General features: G+C 69.8%; 22 protein-coding genes and 3 pseudogenes. 15 read left to right on the top strand and 10 right to left on the bottom strand.

Going from position 1 to position 25,224, the window contains the following annotated elements:
• Window positions 1-125: 125 nt before the first annotated feature.
• Window positions 126-1,064: a winged helix-turn-helix domain-containing protein gene (locus OG870_RS46475; protein WP_266528311.1), complete on the bottom strand. Its 939-nt coding sequence runs from the start codon at window positions 1,062-1,064 to the stop codon at window positions 126-128.
• 340 nt (window positions 1,065-1,404) lie between these two features.
• Between OG870_RS46475 and OG870_RS46470 the strand changes: the two genes are divergently transcribed.
• The 6 genes and pseudogenes from OG870_RS46470 to OG870_RS46445 all read left to right on the top strand — a co-directional run bounded on the left by OG870_RS46470 (window position 1,405) and on the right by OG870_RS46445 (window position 5,065).
• Window positions 1,405-1,779: a peptidase inhibitor family I36 protein gene (locus tag OG870_RS46470; RefSeq protein WP_266528308.1), complete on the top strand. Its 375-nt coding sequence runs from the start codon at window positions 1,405-1,407 to the stop codon at window positions 1,777-1,779.
• A 23-nt stretch (window positions 1,780-1,802) separates the two neighbouring features.
• A complete protein-coding gene (locus OG870_RS46465) occupies window positions 1,803-2,198 on the top strand; it encodes a peptidase inhibitor family I36 protein (RefSeq protein ID WP_266528665.1) in 396 nt (131 codons plus the stop codon).
• A gap of 154 nt (window positions 2,199-2,352) precedes the next feature.
• On the top strand, window positions 2,353-2,841 hold the full coding sequence (locus OG870_RS46460) for a hypothetical protein (RefSeq protein ID WP_266588110.1): 489 nt from the start codon (window positions 2,353-2,355) through the stop codon (window positions 2,839-2,841).
• 82 nt (window positions 2,842-2,923) lie between these two features.
• Window positions 2,924-3,112 carry a hypothetical protein gene (locus OG870_RS46455; protein WP_327692248.1) on the top strand — a complete coding sequence of 63 codons (189 nt, stop codon included), beginning with the start codon at window positions 2,924-2,926 and terminating at the stop codon, window positions 3,110-3,112.
• 63 nt (window positions 3,113-3,175) lie between these two features.
• Window positions 3,176-4,023 (top strand): annotated as a pseudogene (locus OG870_RS46450) (DMT family transporter).
• Between the two features lie 85 nt (window positions 4,024-4,108).
• The gene (locus OG870_RS46445; protein WP_327692247.1) at window positions 4,109-5,065 is read left to right on the top strand and encodes a phytoene/squalene synthase family protein; all 957 of its coding nucleotides are present in this window, start codon (window positions 4,109-4,111) and stop codon (window positions 5,063-5,065) included.
• A 42-nt stretch (window positions 5,066-5,107) separates the two neighbouring features.
• Here the strand turns inward: OG870_RS46445 and OG870_RS46440 are convergent, their stop codons facing one another.
• Window positions 5,108-6,079, bottom strand: a complete 972-nt coding sequence (locus OG870_RS46440) for an asparaginase (protein WP_327692246.1) — start codon at window positions 6,077-6,079, stop codon at window positions 5,108-5,110.
• Window positions 6,080-6,266: 187 nt separating this feature from the next.
• Here OG870_RS46440 and OG870_RS46435 point away from each other — a divergent pair, with 187 nt between their 5' ends.
• From OG870_RS46435 to OG870_RS46405, 7 genes and pseudogenes are all read left to right on the top strand, one after another.
• On the top strand, window positions 6,267-6,824 hold the full coding sequence (locus OG870_RS46435) for a Dps family protein (protein WP_266588104.1): 558 nt from the start codon (window positions 6,267-6,269) through the stop codon (window positions 6,822-6,824).
• Between the two features lie 125 nt (window positions 6,825-6,949).
• Complete coding sequence (locus OG870_RS46430; protein WP_266588102.1) at window positions 6,950-7,120, top strand: DUF5670 family protein; 171 nt, start codon at window positions 6,950-6,952, stop codon at window positions 7,118-7,120.
• A gap of 167 nt (window positions 7,121-7,287) precedes the next feature.
• Window positions 7,288-8,175, top strand: coding sequence for an oxygenase MpaB family protein (locus tag OG870_RS46425; protein ID WP_327692245.1), 888 nt, complete (start codon window positions 7,288-7,290; stop codon window positions 8,173-8,175).
• A 52-nt stretch (window positions 8,176-8,227) separates the two neighbouring features.
• Window positions 8,228-8,491, top strand: a pseudogene (locus OG870_RS46420) (alpha/beta fold hydrolase); the annotation flags it as partial.
• A 126-nt stretch (window positions 8,492-8,617) separates the two neighbouring features.
• Entirely contained in the window at window positions 8,618-10,315 is a 1,698-nt protein-coding gene (locus OG870_RS46415) for a stealth family protein (protein WP_266588100.1), read from the top strand.
• Between the two features lie 13 nt (window positions 10,316-10,328).
• Window positions 10,329-12,176, top strand: coding sequence for a stealth family protein (locus OG870_RS46410; protein ID WP_266588098.1), 1,848 nt, complete (start codon window positions 10,329-10,331; stop codon window positions 12,174-12,176).
• Window positions 12,177-12,462: 286 nt separating this feature from the next.
• Window positions 12,463-13,080 (top strand): BlaI/MecI/CopY family transcriptional regulator, encoded by a 618-nt coding sequence (locus OG870_RS46405; protein ID WP_266588096.1) that lies wholly within the window; start codon window positions 12,463-12,465, stop codon window positions 13,078-13,080.
• Between the two features lie 99 nt (window positions 13,081-13,179).
• On the opposite strand, the gene OG870_RS46400 is transcribed toward OG870_RS46405, so the two are convergent.
• The 5 genes from OG870_RS46400 to OG870_RS46380 all read right to left on the bottom strand — a co-directional run bounded on the left by OG870_RS46400 (window position 13,180) and on the right by OG870_RS46380 (window position 18,022).
• Window positions 13,180-13,755 (bottom strand): transcriptional regulator, encoded by a 576-nt coding sequence (locus OG870_RS46400; protein WP_266588094.1) that lies wholly within the window; start codon window positions 13,753-13,755, stop codon window positions 13,180-13,182.
• 226 nt (window positions 13,756-13,981) lie between these two features.
• Window positions 13,982-14,932 (bottom strand): peptidoglycan-binding domain-containing protein, encoded by a 951-nt coding sequence (locus OG870_RS46395; RefSeq protein WP_327692244.1) that lies wholly within the window; start codon window positions 14,930-14,932, stop codon window positions 13,982-13,984.
• Between the two features lie 251 nt (window positions 14,933-15,183).
• Complete coding sequence (locus OG870_RS46390) at window positions 15,184-15,837, bottom strand: phosphatase PAP2 family protein (protein WP_266588090.1); 654 nt, start codon at window positions 15,835-15,837, stop codon at window positions 15,184-15,186.
• Entirely contained in the window at window positions 15,830-17,209 is a 1,380-nt protein-coding gene (locus OG870_RS46385; protein WP_266588659.1) for a diacylglycerol/lipid kinase family protein, read from the bottom strand. Before OG870_RS46385 ends, OG870_RS46390 begins: the two co-directional genes overlap by 8 nt.
• Before the next feature lie 183 nt (window positions 17,210-17,392).
• On the bottom strand, window positions 17,393-18,022 hold the full coding sequence (locus OG870_RS46380) for a hypothetical protein (RefSeq protein ID WP_327692243.1): 630 nt from the start codon (window positions 18,020-18,022) through the stop codon (window positions 17,393-17,395).
• A gap of 94 nt (window positions 18,023-18,116) precedes the next feature.
• On the opposite strand from OG870_RS46380, the pseudogene OG870_RS46375 reads away from it, so the two are divergent.
• Together OG870_RS46375 and OG870_RS46370 are read left to right on the top strand one after the other, a co-directional pair.
• A pseudogene (locus tag OG870_RS46375) lies at window positions 18,117-18,731 on the top strand (hypothetical protein); the annotation flags it as partial.
• A 305-nt stretch (window positions 18,732-19,036) separates the two neighbouring features.
• On the top strand, window positions 19,037-20,680 hold the full coding sequence (locus tag OG870_RS46370) for a M1 family aminopeptidase (protein ID WP_327692242.1): 1,644 nt from the start codon (window positions 19,037-19,039) through the stop codon (window positions 20,678-20,680).
• A gap of 109 nt (window positions 20,681-20,789) precedes the next feature.
• Here the strand turns inward: OG870_RS46370 and OG870_RS46365 are convergent, their stop codons facing one another.
• The 3 genes from OG870_RS46365 to OG870_RS46355 form a co-directional block, all read right to left on the bottom strand.
• Window positions 20,790-22,730: a glycoside hydrolase family 97 protein gene (locus OG870_RS46365; protein ID WP_266588086.1), complete on the bottom strand. Its 1,941-nt coding sequence runs from the start codon at window positions 22,728-22,730 to the stop codon at window positions 20,790-20,792.
• A 228-nt stretch (window positions 22,731-22,958) separates the two neighbouring features.
• Window positions 22,959-24,497 carry a CYTH and CHAD domain-containing protein gene (locus OG870_RS46360; protein ID WP_266588084.1) on the bottom strand — a complete coding sequence of 513 codons (1,539 nt, stop codon included), beginning with the start codon at window positions 24,495-24,497 and terminating at the stop codon, window positions 22,959-22,961.
• A 149-nt stretch (window positions 24,498-24,646) separates the two neighbouring features.
• Window positions 24,647-25,126: a GNAT family N-acetyltransferase gene (locus OG870_RS46355; RefSeq protein WP_405626662.1), complete on the bottom strand. Its 480-nt coding sequence runs from the start codon at window positions 25,124-25,126 to the stop codon at window positions 24,647-24,649.
• Window positions 25,127-25,224: the final 98 nt, after the last annotated feature.

Here is a 25,224-nt window from a genome sequence, read left to right as displayed (position 1 = left end):
ATCTCCCACGTTGCCGTCGGGTCTGCAGCCTGTATGCCATCGTCACAGCTTTCGCGGGGCCCTGCCACAAAGCCGACGGCAGGGAGCGCCTCCATACCCTGCGATCCACCGCCCTCCGGCGTGTCTCACATCCTCATCCTGTCCGTCGACGCGATGGGCTGCCCCGACCGGTTGGCCCTCAGCAGGGTGAGGCCCAGCGGAGTGAGAACGTGCAGCACGGTGTTCCGATCACGGACCGAAGCGGCCAGCTCCCCCTCCCGAAGGATCCTGACGTGTTCGCTGGCTGTCGCGGCGGTCACGCCGGCCCGTCGGGCCGCCTCGCTGGTGGTGCACCCGTCCTCCAGGGCGCGGAGTACGGCGGCCCGTCCGTGGCCGAGAAGTCGTTCGAGCGTCGTACGGGTCTGGCCGCTCGCCCGCTGTGGCGACCACCAGTGGTGTGTCCGGGCGACGGGGTAGACCAGCACGGGCGGCAGCCTCGGGTCGGTCAGCGTGATGGGTGCCTGCCAGCAGAAGACGGAGGGCACCAGAAGCAGCCCCCTGCCGTCCAGGCGGAGGTCACGGTCGAGGGGGTACACCGTTTCCAGCACCGGCGGACGCCAGCGCATTGACGGGCCGAGTGCCGACAGCAACGCGTCGACACCGCCCCGAAGCATGTCCCGGGCACGCACGGCGCGATCCGCCTCGATCTGTGCACGCACCGCAGACCAGTAAGGAGTCAGGGCCGCGTCGAAGTAGCCGTGCACTGCCTGCCCGAGAGTCTCCAGCGCCGTGGGCTCGCCGTCCGCGAGCGGACGCAACCACGCCGGCGCCACGGTGAGCACGTTCATCTCCTCGCGCAGCCTCCGGCGCGACGTGCCAAGAATCGCCTGGACGCCCTCCGACAACCCTTGCGAGGCCTCGGCCGGATTGAGGAAGTCCGGGAAGCTGCCGCGCGGCGGGGCCAGTGCCCTGACCAGGTGCAGCTGCTGCTGAGGCAGGCTTCGCAGCCGGGTGCGCGCCTGGGCGCGCCACGTGTCGAAGACAGCCCGTCCCTGACGCGTCGCCAGCAGATTCAGACTGAGCACAATCTCCCACAAGGGATCGGGAGCGGAAGCGACACGAGTCCTGAGCAAGTCTTCGCGCGTGAAATGCACTCGGAGCACGGAAATCTCACAGTCGGTCACGTGATCAACTGAAGTAGGGGGCATACGGTGCTCCTGATGGTCCCCTGGAATCAAATGCCTCGACATGTGCTTTCACGCCAACCGGCCTCGCTTATCCAGCCTCGGTGCACGCCCAATCAGGCGCATCAGCAGGCGTTTTCGACAAGGGTCGAATCACCTGGCGCGCGGCGCCGGTGGCAGGCAGCCTGAAGTCGCACGTGACCAAGATCCGCGCAGTACCGACAAGAGGGGGAACAACGGCATGCGCAAACGTGCTGCGTTCGGTGCGGTGGCAGCCGCCGCCTTCACCACCGTGCTGGTGACCGCGCCGGGAGCATCGGCGGAACCCAATCCGCCCGGTTGCCCGAAGGAATACTTCTGCGTCTACAGCGGAGAGAACCAGACCGGTCAACTCGTCATGAAAACCGCCGGGAACTGGACTGGGAACGTCGCCTTCCGGTCCGCGTTCAACAACGGGATCCGATTCCCGGGCGCCGACCACGTCGACGTGACGTACACCGTGGAGGGCGGAACGGAAATCGGCTGCCTTCACTACAACCCGGGTCCCGGCACATACAAGGTGAACGCCGTTGCGGGCACCCGTGTCGTCAAAGTCGTATGGCGCGGCGAGTGCTGATAAACGTGCTGATAAACAGGGGGATGCGCTCCATGCTGACCGGAAAGCGACTCGGCGCACTGGGAGTCGGGGCTGTCGCGGTGGCGTTCACCGGCGTCCTCGCGACTGCGCCGGCGGCCTCCGCGGAACCCAACCCGCCCAGTTGCGGCAAGGGTTACTTCTGCGCCTACAGCGGCCCCAACCAGACCGGCCGGCTCGTCCTGAAGGTCGCCGGCAACTGGTCCGGCAATCTGGGCGTCGGCTCCATCTTCAACAACGGTGTCGCCTTTGCGGGCGCCGACCACGTCGACGTGACGTCGTACCTCGGCGGGCAGCCGTCGACCGACTGCTTCCACTACAACCCCGGCCCTGGCCGCTACAAGGCCAACGGCGAGGCGGGACTCACCATCACCCGTGTCGTGTGGCGCGGCGAGTGCTGAGCCACTGACACAGCAGATACATCAGACACAGCAGAGGTGCGGGCCGGTGTGGGTCACCGGTCCGGCCCGCACCGTCATTCCCGACGGGATGTGGGACGGCCCGATCGGTGCCGCTGTCCGACGTCCCGGTGTCGTCCTGACGGAGGTCTCATCCATGCGCGCGAAGCGCTCCTTGCTCAGCATCATCGCTGTGGTGGCCTGGGCCCTGCCGGCCGCCTTCTCCACCGGATCGGCTCAGGCAGCGACCACCCCCGCCACCCACGCCGGCGACCGTGTCCAGGTCGCGCCGCCTGCGCCCCACGGCGCCGCGTCCCGTTCGGCACCGGCCGCCGTATCTCCCACCATCTCTCCCGCGGCCAACTGGATTCACCGGGCGGAGGGCGAGCTGTTCGACTGTACGGCGGGAAACCTCTGCGTCGAGGTGTGGGATCCGACCGTCTCGAAGTGGAAGATCTTCTTCCTCTACAACTGCAACCGCTACTCCCTGTCCCACTGGCTCGGCGACGGCTACTACCTCAACAAGCAGACCGGGTCGGTCACTTCGTACTTCTACGGCGCCCAGGGGCAGGTCCTGAGGGCCTTCTCCCCGCCACAGGTGGGAACCCAGGACTGGAATCCCGTGTGGTCCATCCGCAACTGCTGAAGTACTGGTCGCGCCCGTCCGTCATCGATGGCCTTGCAGACTGAGCGCTTCGGCCGACCCAGCACCTGCCCGTCCTTGACGCATGACAGTGCCCGCCCGGGGAGAGACCCCGGCGGGCATTGTCATGGGCAAGGGCATAGGCATAGGCATAGGCATAGGCATAGGCACGAGCAAGGGCATGGACGTGGGCATGGGCATGGGCATGGGCATGGGCATGGGCATGGGCATGGGCATCAGCGTGGGCGTCCCCACCGACCGCTGCGTACGCTGAGGACAGCGGGGGGTCGACCACGAGAACGGATGCTGCACTGACTCCTCCCGTCCGAGGCACCGCATGATCGAGCTGGCCGCGGTATTCGCCGTCGCGGGCGCCGCGAGCAATGCCATGGGAACCGCCTTCCAGCGCAAGGCGGCCGCCACCAGCAGGAGCGGGCTGCGCCTGCTTGCGGAACTGGTCCACCGGGCCGCCTGGGTGATCGGCATGGCCGGGGTGATCGGCGCGGCGGTGTTTCAGCCTGGCCCTGGTCAACGGCCCCCTGGCCCTCGTACAGCCGCTGTTCATCCTGGAACTGCCCTTCGCTCTGCTCATTGCCGCACCGCTGATGCACCGCCGGCTGCCGGACTGGGCTGGTGGGGAGTGCTCGGCGTGGTGGCCGGCCTCGCGCTGGTCCTGGCCTCCGCCGCCCCGCACGGAGCCACGGACCAAGCCCCCTGACGCGATGGATCCCGGCGCTCTGCCTGTGCCTGGGCGCGATGGCCGCAGCCGTTCTCCTGGCGGGGCGAGGACGTCCGGCAGCCGTACGGGCTGCTCTCCTCGGTGCCGCGGCAGCGATCGGGAACGCCCTCACGGCCGCTCTGCTGAAGTCCGCGACGGGCACGTTCGCCGACCACGGCTTCGCGGCGTTCCTCACGTCCTGGCAGACCTACGGTTTCGCACTGGCCGGAGTGACCGCGGTGCTCCTGCTGGAGAACGCCCTCCAGGCGGGCCCACTCGCCGCATCTCAGCCCGCGCTCACCATCGGCGACGCGGCGGTGAGCCTGGCACTGGGCATCACCCTGTTCGACGAGGAGATCCGCACGGGTTGGTGGCTGGTGCCCATGATGCTGGGTGCCCTGCTGATCGTCACGGGTGTGCTGGTGCTGAGCCGGGCGGTACAGGCTCTCGTCGAGCTCGCACGGTGAAGCCACGGGCTGCCTTCCGGCCGACGCCGTGCCGATACGCTGACGTCTGCGTGATCATCGGACAGTTCCCGTAGCGAGGAGACGCGTGAGCAGGTGGCCCGCCGCCCTGGACCAGTGCGGAATCAGTGATCCCTCTCTGCGCAGGGACTACAGCTCGCAACGCACGATGGTTCGCCGGTTCGCAGCGGCTGAGTACATTGCGGTTCGGCTGCTGCTCCCCGCACGGCTCCACCCCTCCGTCGTGGCGGCTGTCGCCTTCATGCACGAGACGGACAACCGCATCGACACAGGCGAGAGCGACGCTCGGCTGGCGGCTCTCCGCTCCTGGGATCGGACGGTCACGGCCGCTGTCGAGTGTCGCGGCAGCGTGGAGCAGCCCATGCTGAGGGCCCTTGCGGACACCGCGCGTCGGCATCCGTTCATGGCGGCGCGTGTGCGGGACTTCCTCGACGGGGCGTCGGTTGAGGTCGCCTGGAACGGCTTCGAGACGGAGAACGACTTCCAGGCGTATGTGGACGGTTACTCGTTGCCTGCCCTCATGCTCACGGCTTCGCTGCTCGAACCGCCGTCCCAGGCGGACGCGTTGAAGTTCCAGGACGGCTGCCGGACTTTGATCGAGGCGATGCAGCGCACAGATTTCCTGGCGGACCTGGCCGAGGACGCCGCTGAGGGACGGGTCGGCATCCCCCGTGACGCACTGGACCGGTTCGGTCTCGGCACCGAAGACCTGGCGCACGGCACAGGCGACCACTTGCCGGCCGTCGACCGCCTGGTCACCGCCCAGGCGCGCCTCGCCGGCACGGCGCTGGATTCCTGCGACGGCCTGCCGCGTCTCGTCGAACCCGAGCTTCAGCCATTCCTCGACACCCTGATCGCGGTGCAACGCCTGCGCCTGCAGGACGTAGAGCGCAAGGGGAGCGCGCTGCTGGCGCACGGTGCGCGTCCCAAGGTGTCAGCGACCGTACGACTTCTGGGGCGCCAGTACCTCACCGCGCGCAGTCGGCAGCGTCACTCCAGTGAGAGCACCGGCGTCCGACGGTAGCCGCAACTCGACGCTAAAGACAGCCCCATGAAGGCCGCGGCCTCAGCGTTCCCCGGTCAGATCTGCAAAGGTCAGTGCGATGAGTGCGCGGTCCGCCCCGTCGGCCAGCAGCGCATGCAGGAGCAACCGTGCCTTCGGTGCGTCGAGGACACCGGCCGAGATGAGGCCTCGACGGAGAAGGTCGAACTCCGATCCAGGTCCTCGGTACGTCGTACCCAGGATCGATCCGGCGCCGGCGCGGGAGGCGAGGACCACCGGCATGCGCGTAGCGAGGTCCTCCAGTGACGGGACCAGCCACCCGGGCACATGCCCCGCCCCGAAGGCCGCCACGACAAGCCCGTCGAAACGGTCGTCCACGGCGTCGATGAGTTCTCCTTGATCGCCCAGCGACAGCGTGACCAGGGCGACCCGCACCGCCCGGTTGATGCGCAGAGGGCTGGGGACAGTGGGCGCCGGGGGCTGGAGCAGGACGCGGGGTCTGCCCTCCACCACGGTTCCGAGCGGTCCGGCGCCGGGCGAGGCGAAGGTGGCGATCGACGTCGTGTGTGCCTTGCGGACGTATCGTGCGGCGTGGATCTCGTCCGCCATCACCACGACGGCACCTGCGTCACGGAACCTCGGATCGCCGGCCACGGCGATGGCCGAGGCCAGGTTCGCGGCACCGTCCGCCCCTGGTGAGTCGGGGCGCCGCATGGCGCCGGTGACCACGAGGGGCTCGCGATGCGTGCACAACAGGTCGAGGAGGAAGGCCGATTCCTCGATCGTGTCCGTGCCCTGAACGACGACTGCACCTGAGCCAAGGACTCCGGCCGCGTCGATCAGCTCGGCGAGTTCCGCGAGGTCGTCCACGGTCAGTGCCGAGCTGGGGAGCCGCCGGAAGTCCCGCAATCGTACGTCGACGTCCGCGGCGACGGTCAGGTCCGCCAGCACCTGGGCACCGGTCAGTCGCCCGGCGCCTCCCCGAGCGGCGGAGATCGTCCCGCCCAGCGTGAATACGGTCACGGGCTTCGCCATTCGCACTCCATGTCTCAGCGCACCGATCACAGCAGCCTGCCACCCACCGGTTCACCGGGCGACCAGCACACGCACCCAACGCCCTGGGGGCGGTGTCCGCCTCCGGAGACCGAGTTCACAGGTCTGTCGGAGCGCAGGTGGGGCACCAGGAACACCTACCCCATCCACTGGAGAAGGAGTGACTGTGATGGCGAAGAACCTCACCCCCGAGTACACGGTGCCGGGCATCGAGCGCGAGGCGTCCGGTCGGCTCATCGATGTCCTCCGCCTGCGACTGCACGCCCTCAACGACCTCCACCTCACGCTGAAGCATGTGCACTGGAACGTCGTGGGGCCGCACTTCATCGCCGTGCACCAGATGGTCGACCCTCAGGTCGACAGGGTCCGTGACATGGCCGACGACGTCGCCGAACGCATCGCCGCACTCGGTGGGGTCGCCCAGGGCACACCCGGCGCCCTGGTCAGTGAACGGACCTGGGACGACTACTCCATCGGCCGCGAGGACGCCATCGCCCACCTCGGTGCGCTGAACGTCGTCTACACCGGCCTCATCGAGGACGTCCGCGCGGCGATCAAGGTCGTCGGCGAGATCGACCCGGCAACGGAGGACCTGCTCATCGAACACCTGCGGGACCTGGAGCAGTTCCAGTGGTTCGTCCGAGCCCACCTCGAGAACGCCGGCGGCACTCTGACCACGGCTCTGGCCGAGACGGAGGAAGACGCAGCCAGGGCCGCGAAGTCCTGACCCGAGGAACTGGAGGGCCCGCGGAAACAAATCCGAATTCCCGGAAGCGCCCGAAACAAACAAGGGGAATTCGGTGCGTGAGGCGCTTTACCCGGGGCACTTGAATCGGCGGAGGTGCATAAAGAATGATTCCCTTGCTTCTGGTTCTGTTGCTCGCCCTGGTTCTTTTCGGTGCCGGTTTCGCGCTCAAGGCGCTATGGTGGATCGCGGTCATCGTTTTGGTGCTGTGGCTGCTGGGATTCCTGGTCCGGCCCGCGGGGCACGGCGGTCGTAAGGGCCGCTGGTATCGCTGGTAGGTGTGGCGACAGGTGAGCGGGCCCCGCAGGCGCAGAGCCGGCGGGGCCCGCTCGTCCTTGATCAGGCCGACTGGCCCGTTCACCTGCTCCGACCGCCACGGGACACTGGAGGGCGACGGCCGGTGTCGTGCCCCGCCGCAGTCGACCGGGAGGAGGGCCGCACGGTGGTGAGACTCATTCCATCCGGCGGGTCCGGACTGCGAGAGCAATTGAGCCGTGGCATTTTCGCCCGCGTCGCCGGTCCGGACGGCCGGCGCAATCGCGCCCTCATCCATGGCACCCCTGGTCCGCGTTGGTTCGGGCCTGAACGCCCCGTCCGGCGAGTGCACGCGGATGCCTCGATGTTCATCGGTGGGCTGTCCGCCTTGCTGCTGCAGTCCCTGCACCCGGTGGCCATGGCTGCCGTTGCGGCGCACTCCGGTTATCGCGGAGATCCTTGGGGTCGGTTGCACCGTACGAGCACGTTCCTGGCCACGACCACCTTCGGCACCGCCGCGCACGCGGAGCAGGCGTGTGAGCAGGTCCGGTCGGTGCACGAACGCATTCGCGGGCTCACCGTCGACGGCGACGAGTACCACGCCGCCGATCCCCATCTGCTTGGCTGGGTGCACGCCGCCGAGATCGACAGCTTCCTCCGGGCGCACCAGCGCTACGGGACGAATCCTCTGTCCGAGGAAGGCTGCGACGGATACATCGCCGACACCGCTCGTATTGCCGGCGAGTTGGGCGTGCTCGATCCGCCGCGCGACCGCGCGGAACTCGCTCGGCTGCTCGCCGCCTACCGTCCGGAGCTCCGGGCCACCGCACAGGCGCGGGAGGCCGCTCGCTTTCTGCTTCTGAATCCGCCCGTCCCGCTGGCCGCTCGGCTTCCCTACGGGGTCCTGGCCGCCAACGCCGTCTCCCTGCTGCCCACTTGGGCCGCCCGGGAGCTCGGCCTGCCCAGGCTGCCGGTCGTCGACGAGTGGTGCGTCAGACCGCTGGGATTCGCCGTCACGTCCGCGGTGCGCTGGGTGATGGCGCCGTCACGACCGGCGACGATGTCCACCCGGAGGTGAGTGCGAACACCGATGCCTCACCGACGTCGATCCGCCTGGCGCCCCGCTCCTCGTCGCGTGCGGTTTCCAGGTGGTCTGTGCTGACCTGCGCGGATACGGCCGGGTCGGCGGCCCGGCGCCCACCGCGGATCACGCCGGGTACTCCAAGCGGGCCGTCGCCGATGACGTGGTCGCGGTGATGCGCTCCCTGGGCCACACCAGGTTCGCCGTCGCCGGGCACGATCCCGGAGGTCCGGCCGCGCTGCGCCTCAAGGGCGGGCCCGCGGGGCCTCTGCGACCGCGTAGCGACGACACCGCGACGCGCACTCGGGCATAGCAGGCCAAGCCATGCCCCGGCTGTGCGGCACGTTAACTTTCAGCGACATCTCTTACAACCATTGGCCACAAGTGCCGGTCTGGCTAAGGCAGGTACGTGCAGGGTTGATGAAGAGGAGCTGCGAACGTGACCGTGCGTTCCTTTGCCCGGCGGATGCGACCACGCGTGAAGCGGAAGGCCGCGGAGGGGGCGTGGCAGCTGCGTACGATGCGGCGGCGGCGCAGGGCCGCGGTCGCCGATCCTCTGCTGCGCCCGGTGTCGGTGCGCGGTCAGCAGTTGTACGGGCGGGTCGTGAGCCGGTTCAGCGCGGCTGACGCCGCTGCCGCCAATCTCGGCCTGGTCGTGGCCGCGTTGGAGCAGGAGGGTATCCCCCACTTTTTGCTGCCGGCCTCGCGTACGCGTCACACGGTCGGTGTGAACGCCGTCGACCGGGAGCGTTTCCTCACCGCACTCGAAGCTCGGAACGCGGGGAAGGCGGTGTTCATCGGCAGGCCGCTGCCCGGTGGGCGGCTCCAGCACCCCGCACTGTTCATGGACGGTGTGCTGCCCACGCCGTTGCGCGCGGCTTCCGCGCTGCGGATCGGGGAGAACCACCTCGGCCCCGCCGGCCAGTTGCTCGCCGGCCCGGAGCTTGCCTGTGATGTCGAGTTCTGGGAGGACGGGGCGCAGCTGCTCGCCTCCGATGACGGGCCGCGGCGGCTGGCCAGGGTGCAGCCGCAGGCGTCCGAGGACATCTTCGCCGAGTCCCTTGTCGCGCCACGGAACAACGGCATCACGGACGTGCTTCCGGCGTCCGAGCAGAAGCCTGCCGTGGTGCGGGTCGGCGACCGCGAGCTGCCGACCTTCGTCCCCTTCACCATGCCGACGGTGAACGAGGTGACCTTCCCCGTCGACGTCGTCTACACCTGGGTGGACGGCGAGGAGCCGGAGATGCGCGCCAAGCGTGCCCGGTACCAGCAGCAGGGCACCGCAGAGATCCTCGACAAGGAGACCAACGCCTCCCGCTACACCAGCCACGACGAACTGCGGTACTCGCTGCGTTCGTTGGCGATGTACGCCGACTTCGTCCGCCACATCTATCTCGTGACCGACGGCCAGAAGCCGCACTGGCTCGACGCCGAGGCCCCGGGGATCACTGTCGTGGACCACCGCGACATCTTCCCGCCGGGCGTCCTGCCGGTGTTCAACTCGCACGCGATCGAGACCCGGCTGCACCACATCCCGGGGCTGTCGGAGCACTACCTGTACTTCAACGACGACGTGTTCGTCGGTCGCCGGGTCACCGCCGAGCACTTCTTCCACGGCAGTGGGCTCATGAGAATTCCGGTGTCCCCACTGAAGATCGGTGTCGGCAAGCCGCACGCCGAGGAGACGGCCACCAACTCCGCCGGCAAGAACGTGAGACGGCTGCTGTGGGAGCGGTTCGGGCGGATGACCACGAACAACTTCATGCACACCCCGCTGCCGCAGCAGCGCGGGACGTTGCAGGCGCTGGAGGAGCTCTTCCCGCAGGACGTCCGCCGTACGACGGCGTCCCGATTCCGCTCGCCGCAGGACATCGCCATGACGGCCCCGCTGCTCTACCAGTACGCGCTGATGACCGGCCGCGGCGTGCCGGGCAGGTTCAACTTCCGCTACGTGAACATCAGCCGCTCTGACGCCGAAGCACGCCTGGACGACCTGCGCCGCAGCCGCCGCTTCGACTTCTTCTGCCTCAACGACGTCGATGTTCCGCCCGAGGACCGGGAACGGGTCGGCGTCGGGATGAGCGAGTTCCTGGAGAACTACTTCCCGTTCCCGAGTCCCTTCGAGAAGCGGAACTGACGGGGCCGCGCGCATGGACCTCCGCCACCGCCTCGCGACGTCCGCGGGATCGCGGGCCGCCCGGGACCTTCTGGGGCGCTTCCGGCTCATCCTGTCGACCCGCCTGTGGACGCTGCGTACGGCGCGGGCCAGGCGGCGCCTGCGGGCCGCCGTCCCCGGGCTGCGCCGCGTCATGTGTGGCCCGATACGGCTGTACGGTCCCGTGGTCGCCGACTACACGGTCGCGGACGCCGCTGCAGCCGACCTCGATCGGGTGTGCACGCTGCTGGAAGTGGACGACGTCCCCTACTTCCTCATCCCCGCCGACCACGGGCACGGAGGGTCCCGGCAGGTGCTCGGTGTCGAGGAGGCCTACCGTGCTGCGGTCCTCGCCCGGGCCGCGCAGCGCCTCGGCGGCACCCCCGCGTACGTCGGCGCCGTCGGACGGGACGGGGTCGTGACAGGCGCGGTGCTGTGGGCCGACGGGAAGCTGCCGCGGGCGCTGGGACGGGCGACGGTGCTGCGTATCGGTGTGGTGCGCCTCGGCCCCACCGGGCAGGTGCTCAGCGGCCTGGAGGCGGGGTGTGACATCGAGTTCTGGCGCCGCGGTCGGGACGTGGGCGGGGCACCGGACCGGGACCCCTCGTGGCTGACGGTGCCCGGCAGCCGGCTGGAGGACGTGTTCGCTCCTGCGCTCGTCGCCCCGCGCCGCAACCCCGTGTCGGAGGTGCTCCCCGTGGCGGCGCAACAGCCGGCCTCGGTGGCGACCCGCCGTCGCAGCGTGCCGACGTTCGCGGTCTTCTCCGAGCCGGGCATCGACGAGGTGCGCTTCCCCGTCGACGTCGTGTTCACATGGGTCGACGGGGACGAGCCGACGATGGTGGCGAAGCGCCGTGCCTACCACGCGCTCCTGGACGACGGCATCGCCCCACGCGAGACCGGCGCCTCCCGCTACACCAGCCACGACGAACTGAGATACGCGCTGCGTTCGCTCGAGATGTACGCCGGGTTCGTCCGGCACGTCTACCTCGTGACCGACTCCCAGGTCCCCGCATGGCTGAACCGTGACGCGACGGGCCTGACGGTGGTCGACCACCAGGACATACTCCCGGCGGATGCGCTCCCCGTCTTCAACTCACACGCGATAGAGAGCCGACTGCATCACATACCGGGGCTGTCGGAGCGCTATCTCTATGTGAACGACGACGTCTTCGTCAACCGCCCCGTCCGGGCCGAGCACTTCTTCCACGGCAACGGCATCGCCCGTATCCCCCTGTCCCCGCTGAAACTCGGCCTCGGCGCCCCGCACCCACTGGAGCCGGCGCCGAACTCCGCGGGCAAGAACGCCCGTGAGGTGATCAGGCGCTTCCACGGCAGACACGTCACGCACAAGTCGCTGCACACCCCGCATCCCCAACTGCTGTCTGTCATGCGGGAGATGGAGAGTCTCGGAATCGAGGAACTGGAGCGGACCGCCTATTCCCGTTTCCGCTCCACCTCCGACGTCGCTCCGGCGTCCACGCTCCACCACCACTGGGCGATCGCGACCGGGCGCGCCGTCCCGGCCGACTACCGCTTCCGCTATGTGCAGTTGGGCACGCCGGACATGGGTCGGCGCCTGGCTCGTCTCGCGGCCGGGGAGGACATCGACTTCTTCTGCCTCAACGACGTGGACACCTCCCCCGCGGCCAGGGAGGCGGCCCAGGCCGCGATCCATGACTTCCTGGAGCGCAAGTTCCCTTTCCCGAGTCGCTTCGAAGGGGTGGCTCGTCCCGCCCCACGCCCGGTCGCACCGTTCGTGACGCGGCTCCCGCGACAGCCCACACCCGAGAGCGCGCAGCGTCATGACGCGGGTGTGCAGCGCGAAGGCCAAGGGCGATGACGCGGCGGGCCGGGTGAATGGAGACCGGGTCGGCTTTTGTCCCGGGGAGACTCAGGTTCGAATCCAGCCCTCGTCGCCTGTTCACATAATTCCCAGAAGCCCCAACATACGGATTGCTCGGGGCCTGGAGACATGTGTTCCGTAGCATCACTACGACATAGATGTGCGGCAGCAACGTCTGCTTCTCGCACGGCAGCATGCGGAACAGCACACACACGTTAGATTTCGCATACGCCGTGGGCTCGTTGCCGACCGAGCACGGCATCCAGGAAGAGGTGTGAGCATCGTGTCCGAAAACGCTACCGGGATCACCGGATTGACTTCGCAGTACAGCGCGCAGGTCACCGGCGACCTTGAACGCAACCTCAAGGAGCAGGAACGCCTCGACGCTGAAATCGAGGCGCTGCAGGAGCAGTTGGCCTCCCTTCAGCACGACCACAGCATTCTGCTGAACATCCAGCAGGCACTGGGCATCCCGGCGGAGCCCGCCGCCCCCGAAGCCGTCGCGACGGTGCCTGCCCCCCGCAAGAAGGCTGCGCGCGCATCGGGCGAGGGCAAGCAGACCAAGGCCAGGAGGTCCACGGCCCCCGCCAAGAAGCGAACTGCCGAGAAGAGCGCCGCCAAGACCACGGCCGGACGATCTGCCCCCACGCTCGTCGACCTGGTCGGCGAACATCTGGCGAGCCAGAGCGAGCCACGTTCCGCCGCCGAGATCACCACCGCGCTCGCAGAGCAGCACCCCGAGCGCGCCATCAAGGCCACCGTCGTGCGCACCACACTCGAAGGACTGGTGGCCAAGAACCACGCCCAGCGCACCAAACAGGGCAGGTCCGTCTTCTACACGACCCCGGACGACGCCGAGTCGGCCGCAAAGGACGAGCAGAGTCCCGAGCAGTCCGCCTGATCACCCTTCGTCGACGGCTGCGGTCCCCCAACCGCGGCAGGTCGGCAGTTCGGCCACCTTCACGGTTCCGTGGGTGTGTTCCTGCGACTCCCATGCGGTCTATGCGGCGAAACCGATGTTCGTGACGTACTCGTACTGGCCCCACTGCGAGCCGAGGTCGACAGCGACGTCGTTCACCCAGGCATCGTCCAGGGCCTGCTCGTCCTCGTCGGCCCAGGCCTGCACGATGCGGTCCCAGTGACGCACGTTGAGCGTGCGGTACTCCATTGCGCGCTGGCGGGGACGGTCGACCTGGGACTGGTTGAGCGGGTGGAACTCGACCCTGGTCCCCCGGCCCTCACGGTTGAGGCGGGTGAGCAGATAGCGGGCGACATTGTGCCGACGCACCGCCCGGTAGGCGGTCTCGATGCGCTCCAGGTTCTTCCTCGACGGGCTGCGACTGCCTTCCAGCCACGCCCTGAGGGTGCGGTCGGCGACGGTCAGACCCGCCTCGCGGGCGGCGATGCGGGCATGGTCCGTACGGGTCAGGTAGTGCAGGCGGGCCGTGAGCCCACGGCGTGCCGTGATCGGCGTGGTGATGAAGTGGGCGAGGGCGTCGAGCTGACGGGCCACGGCTTCGTGACCCTTGATGCCGCGGGCACCGTACTTGCCGAACTCGATGGTGTGCTCAGGCACGCGTGTTCCTCCTTCGCCCCGGACAATCTACCGGCTCCGGGCGGGCACACGGCTGAGTCAACTGGCCGGTTCTGCCAGGGAGTATTGCTGCTGCCCTCGGTAGGCCCTGCGGGCGGATGAGGCGGGCTCATCTTCTCCGTGCTTCTACGGATGCCCCGGCTCGCCGGAGAGACGCCCGTTCAGTCGGCCGGCCCCTGCCGAACGAACTCCCCTGGTCGGTCGTTTCTCACGGCTCCTTCGTCTCGGATTCGAGTGATGCTCGGGTTGCCGCGCCGTAGACGCCCGACTCGTCCTGGAGGATGACTCGGGTGAGCTGGTAGCCGCGGACCGCGGCTTCGAGCGGGCGGTCGTAGTCGCCGTCGGCGTCCCCGTCGTAGAGGCCGATCTGCCGCAGCCGCAACTGGAGTTCGACGACCTCCGGTCCTTTGTCGCCGAGGCGGAGGACAGGTGCCTGGTGGCTCGGCTTGCTCGGCGTGGGGGCGCCTGGGGCAGTGGCCGTGGCGCTGGGCGCACTCCCGCTCGGTCCGTCGGCACCGGTCCGTGTCGCCTGGCCGCCGATCGGGGGTGCGCTCGGTGAGGGCGTCGACGTGGCGGACGACTGCGGCGAGGCCGCCGTACGGGAAGGGTCCTGTGGCGACGGATTGTTGCCCGAGGGCCGTTCTTGCGGCAGGCCCGCCCGGACGCCGCCGGACACCGAGTCGTCGCGCGAGGGGCTGTCGTACCAGAGCAGGCCCCCGATGATGCCGCCCGTCACCAGGACGGCCACGGCGGCTCCAGCGCCGCTGACCATCAGCGCCCGCTGCCGTCGCCGGCGGTCCGGAACGATGCCGGAGGGGGGTTGTGGCGTCGGCTCGTCGGAGGTTGAGGGGATCGGTATGTCTTCGTCGGCTTCGTCGGCCGGCGCGGCGGGTGCGGCGCCCGATCCCACTGAACTGGGCGACTGTGTCTCCTCGGCCCTGGTATCGGCCGAAAGGTCCTCCACTGGGCCGGAGTTGACATCGATTTCGACGAACGGCCGTATGCGCACCGGGTCAAAGTCCTCGGCGTCCGCCGCCTCCGCCGTCCTCGTCTCGCGGTGGGCGTCGGACGCGCGGCGCGCGCAGGAGCAGGCCGGAGTGCCGTCCGCTGCTCGGGGCTCGCCGCACTCCGGACAGCTGGGGCCTGCCGCTTCACTCACGTGTGTTCCCTCTCCGTACAGGCTCCAGATCCTAAACAGGCATCCCGCACAGAATCTTCATGACCCCTTGGAATTCGGAACTGGGGCGTCCGGAGGTCGGGAAGCCGCCATTGCGGGAGTGCTGCCTGCCCAAGGCTGGGCACGGGGTGGTCGCACATCGGCGCGAGCCGAAGCTGCCGGCTCAGCGCTCCGTGGGTGAGCTCGGGAAGGTGGGGCCCGGCGGACCCTACGTGGAAGTCGTCACCGCATCGTCATCGAGCCAGCAGCTCGGAGGGGCGAAACGCCGTGCCGCTCAGGCCGTCCCAGCGGGCTGCCGCGAGGACCGCGGCCGCAGCGCCGGTTCCGAGTACGGCGCCGGCGATGACGTCGCCCGGGTAGTGCACCCCGGTGTGAACGCGGGAGTAGCCCACGGCGCAGGCCAGCAGGCCGAGCGGCACTGTGGCCGCCGGGAACGCGGGGCCCACGGCCGCGGCGAAGGCGACTGCCGAGGCCGTGTGGCCCGAGGGGAACGAGGCGGATTTCGGCATGGGAACGTGCCGGCCCGGGAACGGCGAGTCCTCGGCGCGGTGCGGGCGTCGTCGTCGGACGAGACGCTTGCCGAGCAGGTTTGCCGTCGTCGAGGCGACGCCGATCGCCGCGAGGCCGAGAGCGGCGGCGCGGCGTGATCGGCCGGGGCACACCGCCAGGGCTCCTGCCACCGCGAACGAGATCTTGGAGTGGTCCGCCGCCGCGGACAGCCGACGCAGGGCGGAATCCAGCGCGGGTGTGCTGGTGACGGTCACGGACTCGTAGAGCGCTTGGTCGAGGGCGGCGAGATCACGCAACAGGCCCCGCGGAAGCCGCTGTCCCCGCGGCTCCTGCTGCCCCCGCAGTTCCCGCTGTTCCCGAGGCGGGCGGTCAGTCATCGCTCTGCTCCTGGTTCTTCTCGCGCGGGTCGGGAGTTCGGGCGAACGCGAGCCGGACGATGCGCCGCCAGTCGACGGACGGTGCGACGTACGGGGCGCCGGGACGATGTCTGGGGACCCGCATCCGCAGGCCGCCCGGCCGTACCGTGCAGACGACGGGCGCGGGCAGGGTGAGTGCCTCACCGTCGACGGCCACCGGAATGAGCTGCTCGTCGGACTCGACCACCACGCGACGGGCGGTCAGTGAGGTGATGCCGCTGGCCCGCTCCCCGAGCAGTGCCAGTTCGGCTGCCTGTGCCGCTCCGACGACCCGGACCGCGATCACGCCGAGCGTGCCCGTGTCGAGCCGTGGTCTGCGTCCGCCACCGAGCGGATCGGCCCGTGCGTAGGGGTTGTTGCTCACCAGCAGGGTCTGCGGGGCCTCCAGACGCTCCTCGTCAGCCTGTGCGTTCAGGGGGGCTCCCGCCTCGCCCGCCAGCAGGTCAGGCAGTTGATCGAGCGCCGTGGCCGCCTTGGCGTCGCGGTATTCGGGGCTCTGCACTATCTCCGCGTACGCGCCGAACGAAGCCGTGTTGACGAAGGGCAGGCCTCCCACGTCGCCCAGGTCGACACGGAGTTCCACGCCGTCCGTGAGGGCGTCGAGACTGCTCGACGGGTCTTCACGGTCGAGGCCGAGGTCCATGGCGAAGTGGTTGCGTGTTCCGGCGGCCACGACCATGAACGGCAGGCCGTGTTCTGCGGCCACTTCCGCCACCAGGGCCTGGGTGCCGTCGCCACCGGCCACGCCGAGCAGGTCCGCGCCCTCGGCCACGGCCTGCCGGGCCAGCGCCACCGGGTCGGGATGGGTGTCCAGATCGAGCAGGATCACCCGGGCGCCCAGTTCCTCGGCCCGCTCCACCAGCCTGTACCGGCCGACCTTTCCGCCCCCCGATCGCGGATTCATGATCAGTACGGCGCGGCGGGGCGGCCGGGCCGAGTGGGAGTGCATGTGCTGCGGCGTACGCAGTCTGCGCAGTGCACTCCTGGCGCAGGCCAGCGCGGTCGTCCACGCCGCGAGCGCCGTCACGGCCACCACCCACAGACCCGACGCCGCGTACAGCACCAGGACACCGACGGGTGCGGCGATCGCGAGCAGCGCGCCGAGGAGCCGGGCGGTTCCGTGATGCGCCAGCGCCCACCAGATGCCCGCGCCGGCCACGGCGAGTCCGGCCAGGCCGAGCAGAAGGATCAGCCACTGGCCGGCGCCCGCCACCACCGCCGCGACGGCTCCGGCAACGCAGAGAAGGGCGAGTCGTGCCAGCGCTCGCGCCGCAGCCGCACCTCGGCCGGAGCCGTCGGGCTCCGTCTCACTCGTCGTTCCGGTCGCGTTCAATGTCACTTCCCGGTCACCACTGGATCGGACTGTCATCATCGCACTGCGTGATCCATATGCCCGGAGCAGTGCCCATCATGTCGGGATCCTCGCCGCGGCGTCCCAGCCGGGAGGGAGGTCCGTGCGGGCCTCCCGGCATCGCCCGTTCCAGTCTGCCGCTGAGGTCATGAATCCGGCAGTCGGTTACTCCGTTTCGAACCCGTCGGCCCGGTTCCAGCGGAGGGTGACGTCCCGCCCGAAGACGACCCGACTTCCGTCGTCGGAGACGGAGACCCGCTCCCAGCCGTCGAAGTCCTTTTTGATGTCGACGTCCCACGTGGTCAGGCTGCCGGTGCCGACGGCCGCGAGAGACTCGGTCGGGGGCTCGCCGTCGTAGCAGTAGGCGCCGAAGTCCGCGATCGCCGCGACGGTTCCTGCGCTGGTCCGCAGTTCGATGCCCTGGCATGCGTCGGTCCTGGTGCGGTGGATGACCGTCGGTTTCGTCCAGGCCTTCGCCCGGGGGCTGTAGTGCTGCTCGACGAGCCCCTCGCCCCGGCGGTAGTGCATGGCCACCCGGCGGCCGTCATCGAGTTTGACCTGGGCGTTGTACGGGCTCGGACTGCCGCTCCAGGGAAGGTCGCTCTTCTCCAGTGGGAAGGCGTACACCCCGGAGTCCGAGGAGTCCGGGGAGTCCGAGGAGTCCGAGGAGTTCGGGGAGGCGCTTCCGGAGGGGGCTCGGGCCGCCGAGTCCTGGTGACCGCACGCCACCATGGTCACAAACGCCAGCATTGCCGCCCAAGCCCAGGTCAGGGCCCGGACGCCTGGTTTACGCATGCCTGCCTCCCGTTGCCTCGCCGCAGCATAGGCGTCCGGTGGGAGGCGGGCACGCCGTCAGGGCCGGACCAACAGGGCCCCACCATGTGCGCGTATGCCCGCCTCCGCGCCAACTCCCAGGCCCCGCGCCCCCGTTCGAGATCAAAAACCGCTGCGTTCGCCGCGGCACTCCGTCATACGCTGGCGGCCGTTGTCTGCCGAGGGAGGATGCATGGGGATCCGGAGCCTGACCCGTATCGAAGCCGAGCGCCGGGCCGCGCTGTTGACCGTCGAACGGTATGAGGTGGACATCGACCTCACGGCCCTGCCGAAAGGGCCCGAGGTCCGCTGCGTCTCCACCGTGACCTTCACCTGCCGCGAGCCGGGCGCGCAGACTTTCGTGGACTGCGCGGCGCAGGTACGCAGCGCCACGCTGAACGGCATCGCGGTCACTGCCACCGGTGACGGCCGTATCCCCTTGTCCGGCCTGGCCGAGCACAATGTGCTGCGCGTGGAGAGCGTCCAGGCCGACACGGCAACGGGTGAGGGCGTGCACAAGGCGACCGACCCCGCGGACGGCGAGGTCTACGTGTGGATGAGCTTCGAACCGGACGAGGCCCGGTTCGTGTGGGCGTGCTTCGACCAGCCCGATCTCAAGGCCCCGCACGCCTTCACCGTCACGGCCCCGGCCGCCTGGACCGTCACCAGCAACTCGGGCGGGGCGCGCGTCGAGGAACTGGCGCAGGCCCGCCGCTGGGTCTTCCCGGACACGCCGCCGCTGTCCGTGTACAACACCGTCATCAACGCGGGCCCACTCCACGAGATCCGTCGCGAGATCGACGGCCACGACCTGGGGCTGTTCGCCCGTCGCTCCCTCGCCGAGGTCCTCGAACGCGACGCCGACGAGATCTTCACCGTCACCCGGCAGGGTCTCGCCTTCTTCGGCGAGGTCTTCGCGATGCCGTTCCCGCAGCGCAAGTACGACCAGGTGTTCATGCCCGAGTTCGGCGGGGCGATGGAGAGAACTACGGCTGTGTGTCCTGGTCGGACGGGTTCCTGCGACGGGCCGATCCGACGCCCGCCGAGCGGGAGTTGTTCGCCAAGGTGCTGCTGCACGAGATGGCGCACATGTGGTTCGGCAACATCGTCACCATGCGCTGGTGGGACGACCTGTGGCTGAACGAGGCGTTCGCCGAGTTCGCCTGCCACTGGGCCGCCGAGCGTGCCACGCGGTACACCGACGCCTGGGCCGGCCACCTGGTGGGCGACAAGCTCAAGGCGTACCTGGCCGACCAGGGCCCGGTCTCCCACCCCATCCACCAGCCCATCCACGACGTCGCCCAGGCCGCGTCGATCTTCGACAACATCACCTATCCCAAGGGCGCCTCCGTCCTCCAGCAGCTCATGACATACGTCGGTGAGGAGCAGTTCAGGGCGGGCATGGCCGGCTACTTCGCCCGCCACGCCTGGGGCAACACCACGCTGCAGGACCTCATCGACGCACTGTCCGAGGCCAGCGGGCGCGACCTGGACGCCTGGCGCACGGCCTGGCTCGCGACGGCCGGCACCGACCGGTTCTCACTGGAGCGTGCCGGCGACACCGTCACTCTCGTCACCGCCGGCAATCCCCGCCCGCAGGTGCTCGCGGTGGGCGCGTACAGCACGGACGGCGAAGAGGGCGGAGCGCTGAAGCGTACGGCGCTGGTGCGGGTCGAGGTGACGCAGCCACGTACCGCCGTCCCCGGTCTTCCGCCCTCGGCCGACCTCCTGCTCATCAACGACGACGACCTCACCTTCGCCACGATCCGCCCGGACGCCAGGGCGAGGGACGCCTTCTTCCGTACGGCGGCACGCCTGCCCACGGCCATCTCCCGGGGCGTGGCCGTTGCCACCGTGTGGGACATGCTGACGACCGGTGAGGCCACGGCTGCGGAGGCCGGGCAGTGCATCACCGCGGTCCTTGCGGCCGAGACGTCCGACGCCGTGATCGAGCCCTGTCTGACCCTCGCCGCGACCGTCGCCGAGCTGTGGGCTGCGCCGGGCGAGCGCGGCGACCTGACAGCGGCGGTGGCCCGAGCGTGTCGGGACCTCGCGGCGGAACCCGGCCGCCGCCAGGTCGCTCTGCGCGGTCTGGCCCGTACCGCGACGACCGCGGACGACCTGGCCTGGCTGCGTGAACAGGCGGGCGACGACGTGGACTTGCACTGGCGTGCGCTGGTCCGCGAGGCGGAACTGGGAGGGGACGTCTCGTCCGAGGCCACCCTGCTGCTGGAACGCGACCCGGATCCGGACGCCTGGGTCCGCGCTCTCACCGTACGAGCCGCTCTGCCCGATGCCGCCACGAAGGCGGAGGTCTGGCAGCGGCTCGCTGTCGACCGCGCCGTTCCCCTCCACGCGGTCGGCCAGGTGGCGGCGGCCTTCTGGCGCCCCGCGCAGGACGCCCTGCTGGCCCCCTACGCCCAGCACTACCTTGACGCGGTCCCCCACCTGCACCAGGGCGGCATGATCCCGGCGATGGTCTTCACGAACCATCTCTTCCCGCCGTACGCCATCGATCCTGCCTACATCGAAACCGCCCGGCTCACCGCCGACAAGGCGGCCCCGGTGGTCCGCAACACGCTCCTCGAACGCTCGGACTCGGTCCGCCGCATGCTCCACGCCCGCAACGGCCGCAGCTGAACCGACGCGGGTCGTACCCGACCGCGGGTCTCTGTGGAGCGGGGGCGGTGGGCCGATGTGGCTCCCACCGCCCTCGCCGCCGGCATCACCACCGGTCCGTGCGCAGGACTCACCGATAGCAGGTCGTCACGCCCGGGTGCCAGCGGCAGGCGATTCCTGCGAAGCCGCCGTTGGCCACGACGTCGACGGCGAGCGTGTCGCCGCCGCGCAGCACCTGCCGCTCCTGGACGAGGCCGTCGGCGCCGTCCCGGATCGTCTCGACCAGCCACCGTCCGGATCCGACGGCGAGCGGTACCTCGGCCGTGCGGGCGGCGCCGGCATACACCCCGCCCAGGAACCAGCGGTCGCCGCTGCGTCGGGCGAGGACGGCCTCCTGGCCCGGTTGTCCGGCGAGCAGCCGCGTGTCGTCCCAGGCGGCCGGGACCTGGTCGAAGTAGGCCCGGGCGAGCGGCCGGGCGTCGTACGACTCGGGGGTGCCCGCGAACATCTGCAGGCCCGACTCGTACGCGACGGTGAGCCCGACCTCGGCCGCGTCCGAGTTGGGGCGCAGACCGACGCGCTGGAAGGCGCCGGGGGTGAAGTCCATCGAGCCGATGACATTGCGGGTGAAGGGCAGGGTGGTGAGATGGGCGGCGGTGTTGGTGCGCTTCTCCTCGCCGCCGACGCTCTCCAGGCTCATGACCTGCGGCCAGGTGCGCTGGATGCCCTTGGGGATCGTGGAGCCGTGGAAGTCGACCATGAGGTGGTGGGCAGCGGTCTCCGGGAGGATGGCGTCGTACCACTGGAGCATGGACTGCGCCTCCGAGTTCATGAAGTCGATCTTGACGCCCTTGACGCCCCAGCGCTCCAGGGTGGGCAGCCACTGGGCGCGTTCCTCGGGCGTGTCGAGGTCGCGCTGGTGGATCCAGACGACGATGCCGACGCCCTTGGCCCGGGCGTAGTCGACGAGTTGGGGCATCCAGCTGTCGGTCTGCCAGTTCGGGTCGGTGGTGTCCCAGGCGTCGGTCTTGAAGTACCAGCCGGCGTCGACGGCCTCGTAGGGCCAGTGGCGCTCGGCGGCGTAGTCGACATAGGCCTTCTGGGCGGCCAGGCTCTGGCCTGCCTCCTTGCCGCCGGCGAGCCAGGTCCACAGGACCGTGCCGGGCCTGATCCAGGAGGAGTTGGCGACCTCGGAGGCGGGGGCCAGGTCGTCGGTGAAGGTGGAGCGGGTGACGGTGGCGAGGTCGCCGGTGACCATGGCCCGCCAGGGGGTGGTGAGGGGGCCGTCGGTGTGGACGCGATCGTCGGCGAGCTTGACGCGGTAGGTGCCGGTGCCCTGGTCGTGTGCGAGGCGGGCGCCGGAGTACCGGCCGGTGAGGTCGGATTCGGCGAGCAGGGTGTAGCCACCGTCGGTCGCGAAGAGCGCCTGGTCGGAGTACTCGCCGGTGGGGGCGCTCGCAGCGGTGTACTGGGCGAACGGGCCCTCGTTGTCGACGCGGTAGGTGCTCAGCCAGGCGCTCGCGTCCGGCGGCAGGCGGAAGGCCGAGGTCTCGCCGAGCACGTCGCCATGACCGGCGGGCAGGACGTAGCGGTAGGCGACGCCGTCGGCGGAGGCACGGACGACGAGGTCGAGGCGGGCGCCGGTGGCGGTGGCGAAGGACAGACGGGACTCGTTCATCAGGACCCGGCGTTCCAGCCGCTTGCCGGACTTCGTGCGGTACCGCTCGCTGACCAGCCGGTCCGCCCGCCGCAGGAAGTGCACGTCGTGGGAGAAGTCGGCCTGTTCGGTGACCATGCCCACGGGTGACGGCTCGATGACCGTCCTGCCGGCACGGGAGACGGACAGGCTCAGCGTTCCGGTAGTGGCGTCCAGCGACACCTTGGCGCGTGGTTCGTGCGCCGCCGCGGCGCGTTCGGGGCCCGCCACCGCCCAGACGTGCGGCTGGGAGCCGGCGTCCTGGTCGGCCCGGGCGGGCACGGTCGTGCAGAGCGCGGCGGCCAGTCCGGCGCAGAGCGCGGCGACCGCGGCTCTGATCGGAACCGGCGAGCGCTTTCCCGGCTGCGAGGTCATCGTCGTCCTCCAGACCTGATGGATCATCGATACATCGGGTGTCTTGGCGAACGTAGGCACACCTCGTGAACCTGTCAACAACCTTAACAATTACGAGAGCGGGTCATGGCCAGCCGAACTCGGCAGATCGACGGGCAAGTTGGCACAACACACCCACATCAACAACCCCGGCCCGCAGCACTTGACTCATCCGATGTATTGCGGTTGCCTGCGTCCGGGAACGCGTGGTCAGTCGGCGAGCTTCTTGCGCAGCTTCGGCTTCGACGCGTCGGCCCACGCGCCCGGCAGTTCCCGTTCACGGCCCGCGGCCGTGGCCTGCTCGTGGCCGTACAACAGGCCCCAGGTGAAGCCTCCTTCTCCTGCCGTGTGCGCGGCAACGGCCAGCTCACGCAGGGCGTCCCGTGCCACGACGCTGTCCTGATGGTCCCCCAGGACCTTCTGAACGCGCTTGACCCGCTGGCCGAGCCGCTTGGCGGGATTGCCGAGTGAGGCGCGCGCCGGTTCGGTGGCGTACCGCGTCTTCTTGGCGGCCTTGCGGGCCTGGTGGAGCGCCACGTCGCGTTCTGTGCCCGGGGACAGCTCCAGCGCGTGTGTCATCCGGACGGACAGCCGCTCGTACTCCTTGAGGACCGCCTTGGCCATCACCTTGCGCGGCTTGCTGGCGGCCTTCCGACGCAGCGGAGGCTGCTCGGTGAGCAGGGTCAGGGACTCCAGGAGAGCCAGGTAGCGGGGCGAGTGCAGGGCATCGAGGGTGCGTTCACGGGCCTTCACTGTCCGGGCGACGTTCCACACCTGCAAGCGGGCGTCCACGGGTCCCAGGATCAGTTCGGGAGGCAGGGCGTCGATGCGCGAGCCGAGCCGGTCCATGAGGACCTCGTGGTCGCGCGCCGCGCCCAGTTCGCCGCCGAGCCACTTCAGTTCCTCGCGGATCGGATCGGTGACCTCGCGAGCCAGTACGGAGCGGTAGGAACGCAGGGTGCTGCGCAGCCGGCGGCAGGTGACGCGCATCTTGTGCACGGCATCGGGCAGGTCGCGGCGTACCGCCGGATCGAGATCGACGAGGGCGCGGACCTGCTCGTCCACATACGTCAGGAACTGCTCGCCGGCCGAACCCGGGGTGACGGCCTCGGTACGCATGTCCGGCAGGCGGGGCGCGCCGACTCCCGTCTCCTCCAGGGCCCGGGCCAGCTTGGACGGGCCGGCCGCACGGCCGATGCCGCTCTTGCTCAGTGTCTTGTCCACGACGTCGAGGAGTGAGGGGTCGGCGTCCTCAGCGAGCTCGACCTCCATCTCGGTCCATTCGGCACAGGTGGTCGTGACCGACGAGGGCTCGGCCCGAACCCGGTCGACGGTCAGCTCCGCGAGGAGCGCGCCGTCGGAATCGACGAGGTGCCGCGTGCCGCGGGTGGAGCGGATCCGGACGACAGGCCTCAGCTCCGCCCCTCGGGTACGGGACAGCGCCAGGTCCCGCAGCGGGTCCGGAATCGCATCGGACAGGGGGGCCTGGATCTCCTCCCGGCTGTCCCCGGACCCGGGAAGTTTGAGGTGCCAGCCGGCGTCGGATCCGCCGGTCCTTCGCCGCAGTGTGGCCGATGCGCCCGCCAGGCGCAGGTCCTCGGTGTCGTAGTAGACGGCGTCCAGCTCGTCAGTGCCCTCTTCTTGAACCGACGCGATGCCGCCCACACCGGTCAGCTCCGCCAGCCACGAGGTGTCACCGGTAGGCGGGGCTTCGTACTTTCGTTCTGTCTCCATCTTCGTGTGGGCCATACATAACGCGTACACGCCTCGGCGCGACTCAAACGCGCATGAGCAGGTCTGCCGCCATGTTCGCTGCGCTGTTGATCTTCCGGACCGCTGCCGGCCCGCCTCGCGCTCCGCCGGACCGGTCGGACCACGTCGTCCTGCGCCACGCGTTCCTACGGCACGCGGTCCGAGCGGTCCGGCGGCCGCACCATGAACACGTCGACCGGATCCTGCGTTTCGACGACGAAGCCATGGCGCTCGTAGAGGCGGCGGGCGGCGCTGCCCTGCAGGACGTTCAACGCCACGGTCATGCCCTGCGTGTCCGTCCGCTCCAGCACCGTGCGCAGGACGGCGGAACCCAGGCCTCGGCCCTGGCAGTGCGGGGCGAGGTAGAAGTGCTCCAGCCACTGGCGGCCTCGGGCGGGCCGGACCGTGACGCATCCCGCGAGTTCACCCTCGACCGTGATGATCGAGGTGTGCCGCGGGGAGAACGAGTCCCGGAGCCGCTGCCGTACACGGTGCTCGTCGTAGCGCCCGAGGCGCTCCAGGTCGGCGCGCATGACCTCGGCCCGCAACTCCGCGACGACCTCGATGTCCGCCGTCACCGCAGGGCGCAGCGCCCAGCCCACGGCGGGTGCCGACGCGCTCCGCACAGGCGACGTCGCGTCGGACTCCCCGCCGTTCCCCGTCAACTCAGCATCCACCGCCGGAGTATCTCAGTGCACCGGGACCGGCGTTCACGCAGGTCGGC

It is taken from the genome of Streptomyces sp. NBC_00461, from assembly GCF_036013935.1.
In the GTDB taxonomy this organism is placed as follows: domain Bacteria; phylum Actinomycetota; class Actinomycetes; order Streptomycetales; family Streptomycetaceae; genus Streptomyces.
Note: the sequence above shows the minus strand (reverse complement) of the source record. Positions and strands in the feature narration are given on the sequence as shown.